Origin of the sequence: Bacillus sp. EE-W1 (genome assembly GCF_009760835.1) — a bacterium.
In the GTDB taxonomy this organism is placed as follows: Bacteria; Bacillota; Bacilli; order Bacillales; family Bacillaceae_G; genus Bacillus_A; species Bacillus_A wiedmannii.
Map to the genome: position 1 here is coordinate 46,439 of NZ_WIPE01000043.1, position 6,537 is coordinate 52,975.

Consider the following 6,537-nt stretch of genomic DNA (forward strand, 5'->3'; position numbering starts at 1 on the left):
CAGTTTGAATATGAGTAACTATGTAGGGTAGTTTCATTATAACATTTTAACCATTACTGGGTCTATATGGAATTTTATTAATGATTATGTTTGATTATTCAGGATGATAAACATGGTGAAATATGTAAGTTATCTACGGTAATTGTAAAATATAATGATGTATATAACTAGTCTTGTAATGAATGCAAGCAACAGCTGATCGATTGTTAGTATTTTTCTTTGTAAAAAAATATTCAATAATTTATCATTGCAACCGCTTACTCTTTGTGTATAATAAAGGTAAGTTAATAAGTAAAAGGATTGTTACTGTTCGGCAGGCAAAACCTAAATTGATCTAGAGGCTACGGGTGTAGTGTGGCTTTTGGAATCAGTTTAGGTTTTTTTATTACCTTTTGTGACTTTAAGAAGAAGAAGGCGGAACAATATGAGAATCCATAAAATCTTAAATAACAATGTTGTTTGTACGATGAAGGATACTGAGACAGAAGTTGTACTGATGGGCAGAGGTTTGGGATTTCAGAAAAAAATAGGCGATACGATTGATGAATCTAAGATAGAAAAGACCTTTGTGCTAGAAACAAAAGAATTATCAGAGAAACTTGCTAGGTTGCTAACTGAAATTCCTGTAGAAAATTTAGAGATTACCGAGAGAATTATTCAGTTTGCTAAGACAGTTTTGCCGGGGACTTTAAGTGATTATATTTATCTTACATTAACGGATCACTTAAGTTTCGCCTTAACTCGGCATAAAGAAGGAATGGATCTCAAAAATACTTTGCTTTGGGAGATTAAGAGGTTCTATCAGAAAGAGTTTGAAATTGGTCTACAAGCTTTGAACATAATTGAAGAAGAGACTGGGTTTACACTCTCTGAAGATGAAGCAGGGTCAATTGCACTACATTTCGTTAATGCGCAGCAAGGAGAACCGGCGATGCAACAAACGGTAGCGATGACGAAAATCGTCCAAGATATTTTAAATGTTGTAAAGTACCACTATAAGATGAACTTAGATGAAAGTTCATTTAATTATAGTCGGTTTGTAACGCATTTACGGTATTTTGCGCAACGTTTAATGCAGAAGGAATTGAACTCGGCCGATGATGATTTTTTATACGAGCAAGTGAAAAGTAAGTATGAAGAGGCATATTGTTGTACAGAAAAAATTGAAGCGTATTTACGAAAAGCACATAATAGTCATCTTTCAAAAGATGAAAAAGTGTATGTAACGTTACACATTCATCGTGTAACGAAACGCAATGAATTATGTAATTGAATAAACGGGATTGTTACTGTTTGGCAGGCAAAACCTAAATTGACTTGTAGTGGAGTGATTCGTATGTATCGCGCCGTTACGGTTAGTTTAGGTTTTTTCTTTTATAAAAAATAATAAATGGGATGATTGTAGGGAGGGAAAGTTACTATGAAGTATGAAAAATTAGCAAAAGACATACTGAAGAATGTTGGCGGGAGAGAAAATATACATAGCGTTGTACATTGTATAACTCGTTTACGATTTCAATTAAAAGATGAGGGGAAAGCAAATACAGAAGTACTGAAAAGTATGGAAGATGTTGTGACTGTTATGAAAAGCGGCGGACAATATCAAGTTGTAATTGGTAACCATGTATCTGACGTATACAAAGCGGTTATTGCTGCTGGAGGGTTTCAAGAAGCTGAGGAAGAAAATGCGAGTGATAAGAAAAAGAGTAGTCTTATAGATATTCTTTCTAGTATTTTCACTCCTATTTTAGGAGTGTTAGCTGCAACTGGGATGATTAAAGGATTTAATGCATTATTTGTAGCGTTAGGCTGGTTAAGTATACAGTCAGGAACGTATCAAATATTAAATGCAGTAGGCGATTCGTTATTTTATTTCTTCCCGATCTTCTTAGGATACACAGCAAGTAAGAAATTCGGGGGATCACCATTCATCGGTATGGCAATTGGGGGAGCGTTAGTCTATCCGGCTTTATCCGGTTTAAAAGCAAGTGAGCCATTATATACGCTATTTGCAGGAACGATGTTTGAATCACCAATTCATATTACGTTTTTAGGGATACCAGTTATTTTAATGAACTATGCATCATCTGTTATTCCAATTATTCTCGCTGCTTATTTTGGAGCGAAAGTAGAACATTCTTTAAAGAAAGTTATTCCAGATGTTGTGAAAACATTTTTATTACCATCCTTCACATTATTAATCGTTGTACCAGTTACATTTCTCGTTATTGGTCCAATTGCGACGTGGGCAGGGCAGTTTTTAGGACAGACGACGCTTTGGGTTTATAATGCAAGCCCACTAGTAGCGGGTGCTTTACTCGGTGCTTTCTGGCAAGTACTTGTCATATTTGGCCTTCATTGGGGCGTTGTTCCGATTGGCTATAACAATTTAGCAGTAAACGGTGTTGATCCGATATTAGCACTTATATTTGCTGCTTCATTTGCTCAAATTGGTGCTGTGCTTGGCGTTTGGATGAAAACGAAAGATAAGAAATTAAAAACACTTAGCATTCCAGCTTTTATTTCAGGTATTTTCGGCGTTACAGAACCAGCGATTTATGGTATTACACTTCCTCTTAAAAAGCCGTTTATTATGAGCTGTATTGCTGGAGGAATTGGCGGCGCAATACTTGGCGTATTTGGTACACAAAGTTATATGACAGGCGGACTTGGTATATTTACGCTTCCTACATTTATTAGTCCGAAAGATGGGATTACAGCTGGATTTTGGGGAGCAATTGTTTCAATGGTTGTTTCTTTAATAGTAGGTTTTATTTTGACTTACTTATTTGGTTTTACGAAAAAGCAAACATCTACAGAAACAGCTGAAATAATTGATAAAATTGCTGCATCAAACGATGATGAAATAATCTTTAGTCCTTTCCATGGCGCCGTTATGCCGCTTCAAAACATTGATGATGCTGCATTTGCATCAGGAGCGTTAGGTGAAGGAGTTGCGATTGAGCCTTCAGAAGGAAAGTTGTTTTCACCAGTTTCAGGTACGATTTCTGCGCTGTTCCCGACGAATCATGCGGTAGGAATTACGGCGGATTCAGGTGCTGAAATTTTAATCCATATTGGGATGGATACTGTGAAATTAAATGGCGAATTTTTCTCTTCTCGTATTGAACAAGGAGTGAGAGTAGAAAAAGGGCAATTACTTATTGAGTTTAATATAGCTGAAATTCAAAAGGCGGGTTACATTGTGACAACACCAGTTGTTGTTACAAATTATGATAAATATAGCATCAAAAAAACGGAAATAGAAAAGATTCAAGCAGGAGATTCCTTACTAAAGTTAGGAGTTAAATAGTAGTTACATTTCATACAGGTTCAAACGAAGAAAGGTATTCTTTAAAACTTACAATAGCTTTCATCGTTCATTCTTATATAAAGGAGTTTTTCTATATGTCTAAAGTTAATTTTCCAAAAGGATTTTTATGGGGTGGAGCAACTGCAGCCAATCAAGTTGAAGGCGCATATGTAGAAGACGGAAAAGGATTAACGACGGTTGATCTATTACCAACTGGTGAAAATCGTTGGGATATTATGAAAGGAAATATTCATTCCTTTACACCAGTAGAAGGAGAGTTTTACCCGTCACATGAAGCGATTGATTTTTACCATCGTTATAAAGAAGATATTGCGTTGTTTGCAGAAATGGGATTTAAAGCGTTACGTGTATCGATTGCGTGGACGCGTATTTTCCCAAGTGGTGAAGATGAAAAGCCAAATGAAGCAGGATTACAGTTTTATGATAATTTGTTTGATGAACTGTTAAAGCACGGTATTGAACCAGTTGTTACGATGGCTCACTTCGATGTACCTGTTCATTTAGTAGAAAAGTATGGAAGCTGGAGAAGTAGAAAGCTTGTAAACTTCTTCGAGACGTACGCAAAAACGATCTTTAATAGATATAAAGATAAAGTGAAATATTGGATGACGTTTAATGAAATTAATATGCTTTTACATTTACCTTTCATGGGAGCAGGTCTAGCGTTTAAAGAAGGGGATAATAAAAAACAAATTCAGTATCAAGCAGCGCATCACCAACTTGTTGCAAGTGCGTTAGCTGTAAAAGCGTGTCATGAAATCATTTCAGATGCAAAAATTGGTTGTATGCTTGCTGCGGGTGCAACGTATCCGTACACATGTAATCCAGACGACGTTCTTCGTGCGATGGAACAAGATCGTGAATCATTCTTCTTCATTGATGTACAAGCAAGAGGAGCATATCCGGGATACGCAAAACGCTTCTTTAAAGATAACAATGTAACAATTGAAATGGAAAAAGAAGACGAGGAAATTTTAAAAGAGCATACAGTTGATTATATTGGCTTTAGCTACTATGCAAGCCGAGCAACAAGTACAGATCCAGAAGTGTTAAAAAGCATAACGAGCGGAAATGTATTCGGTTCTGTTGAAAATCCATACCTTGAAAAATCAGAGTGGGGATGGACGATTGATCCGAAAGGCTTCCGTATTACAGCGAACCAACTGTACGATCGTTACCAAAAACCGTTATTTGTCGTTGAAAACGGTCTCGGTGCAATCGATCAATTAAATGGTGAAGACGAAGTGAATGATGAGTACCGTATTGATTACTTGCAAAAACATATGATTGAAATGTCCGAAGCGATCCAAGATGGAGTAGATATTATCGGATATACAAGCTGGGGCCCAATTGACCTTGTAAGTGCTTCTACTGGAGAAATGAAAAAACGTTACGGATATATATACGTTGATAAAGATAACGAAGGAAAAGGTTCATTAAAAAGATCGAAGAAGAAAAGCTTCGATTGGTATAAGGAAGTAATTAAGACGAATGGTAAGAGTTTGGAATCTTAAGTATGAAAGGGAGACATCTTAATTGATGTCTTCTTTTTTTCATTGTGAATGATGGAGCTATATTTCCCTTTACACAAACATAAAGGTATAATATAGTTTAGTTAAGTGAACTAAACTAAACTATTAGATAAGATGAAAGAACGCATAATTGGAGGAAGAACGCTATGACTAGATCATATAAAGAAGTAATTAATGAAATGAATCGAGCCTACACGGAACTCTACATTTTACTATTTCAAGATTTAAAGGATGAGTTCGGTCTTACTGGGCAGCAAGAGAGCATGCTATTTCATATCAATTTAAATGAAAACACAACAGCAAATAACATTGCGAGTACGTTTAATATAACGAAAAGTGCTGTGAGCCAAGTTTTATCGAAATTGGAAAAGCAACAGATGATTTCAAAGCAAGTTAATCCGAATAATAAAAGGGAGTATTTCCTTACACTCGGTCCAAACGGTAGTAAGTATATGGAGCAATTGTCGAAGTTAGATGATGTATTAATCGAGAAATATTTCTCGAAAATTGATATCGAAGCTTTGCAGCAAATGACTGATACGTTAACGAAAATAAATAAAGTGATATTGGAAGAAAAACAGAAGGATCTTCAGTCTAATGAGTGAGAATGAAGATGAAGCAATTAGTAGAAAGGAGGGGAGGCGTGTGATGAGTTACATACCAAATATGATTACGATAGCAAATTTTGTGTGTGGACTTTTAGCTATTCACGCTGTTTTCGTTCACGATATGTATGGTGCAGTTATGTTCATTATTACAGGTATGGTATTTGATCTGTTTGATGGTATGGTCGCTCGGAAACTTGATTCTGTTTCGGAAATAGGCGGAGAGCTAGACTCATTTGCGGATTTAGTGACTTTCGGTGTGGCACCGTCTATTCTTGCATATAGTGCCTCGTTAAAAGATTTGCAGTCTATTGGGATGATATGTGCGCTCGCTTATAGTATTTGCGGAATGCTACGGCTTGCTAGATTTAACACGCAACAAAGCAAACTCCCAACATTCATCGGAATGCCCATTCCATTTGCGGCAATGTGTCTCCTCATTTTATGCCTCCTAAATAACCCAGTTTCCGTAGCGTTGGGTACATGCTTACTCGCTTATTTAATGGTGAGCAAAATCAAATTCCCCCATTTTAAAAAAGATATATCGGAAAGCTTGAAGTCCGAAAGATGGGATTAATAGGAAAGATAAGGAGCATAACATGATTCGTATGGCATTAAGGTCATTCAACATACAAATATATTGTTTGCTAGGCGTGATGTTATTCGGATGGTTGATGACACCTTTTCGAGCCCAGTTTGTAGGGGGAAGCATCGGCCTTTTAGTTAGTATGTACTGCGCCTGGATTTTAGGAAGGCGTATCGAAAAGTTCGGAAATAGCATTGTAAAAAAAGAAAAAGCACCGATGCTTGGAATGATAAATCGGTTCGCAGCCGCAATACTCGGCGCGATTATTATGTATGAAATTGAACACCGTGAGTACATGTGGACATTTGCTGCGGGAATTATGGGTGGGTATTTCTTGGTTATTATTAATTTGGGGTATTACAGTATGAGGGATGAGAAGGAATAAAGTGCTGTGTAAATCACTAATTTGGATGTGAAAACCTTCCTTTATAGAGAGCTTTTGATTACAAAGAAAAGACACCCATATAAGAGTGTCTTTTC

6 protein-coding genes are annotated in these 6,537 nt (G+C 36.5%); all 6 read left to right on the forward strand.

From position 1 onward, the window contains the following. Positions 1–424: 424 nt before the first annotated feature. A complete protein-coding gene (gene licT / locus GFJ36_RS04280) occupies positions 425–1,273 on the forward strand; it encodes a BglG family transcription antiterminator LicT (protein WP_098082433.1) in 849 nt (282 codons plus the stop codon). Positions 1,274–1,420: 147 nt separating this feature from the next. After that, the gene (locus GFJ36_RS04285) at positions 1,421–3,313 is read left to right on the forward strand and encodes a beta-glucoside-specific PTS transporter subunit IIABC (RefSeq protein WP_157349495.1); all 1,893 of its coding nucleotides are present in this window, start codon (positions 1,421–1,423) and stop codon (positions 3,311–3,313) included. Positions 3,314–3,408: 95 nt separating this feature from the next. Further along, entirely contained in the window at positions 3,409–4,848 is a 1,440-nt protein-coding gene (locus GFJ36_RS04290) for a 6-phospho-beta-glucosidase (RefSeq protein WP_098082431.1), read from the forward strand. 164 nt (positions 4,849–5,012) lie between these two features. Next, the gene (locus tag GFJ36_RS04295) at positions 5,013–5,471 is read left to right on the forward strand and encodes a MarR family winged helix-turn-helix transcriptional regulator (RefSeq protein WP_098082430.1); all 459 of its coding nucleotides are present in this window, start codon (positions 5,013–5,015) and stop codon (positions 5,469–5,471) included. Continuing rightward, the gene (gene pssA / locus GFJ36_RS04300; protein ID WP_098082429.1) at positions 5,464–6,048 is read left to right on the forward strand and encodes a CDP-diacylglycerol--serine O-phosphatidyltransferase; all 585 of its coding nucleotides are present in this window, start codon (positions 5,464–5,466) and stop codon (positions 6,046–6,048) included. Before GFJ36_RS04295 ends, pssA begins: the two co-directional genes overlap by 8 nt. A 22-nt stretch (positions 6,049–6,070) precedes the next feature. After that, complete coding sequence (locus GFJ36_RS04305) at positions 6,071–6,442, forward strand: ATP synthase subunit I (RefSeq protein WP_098082428.1); 372 nt, start codon at positions 6,071–6,073, stop codon at positions 6,440–6,442. The last annotated feature ends 95 nt before the right edge of the window (positions 6,443–6,537 follow it).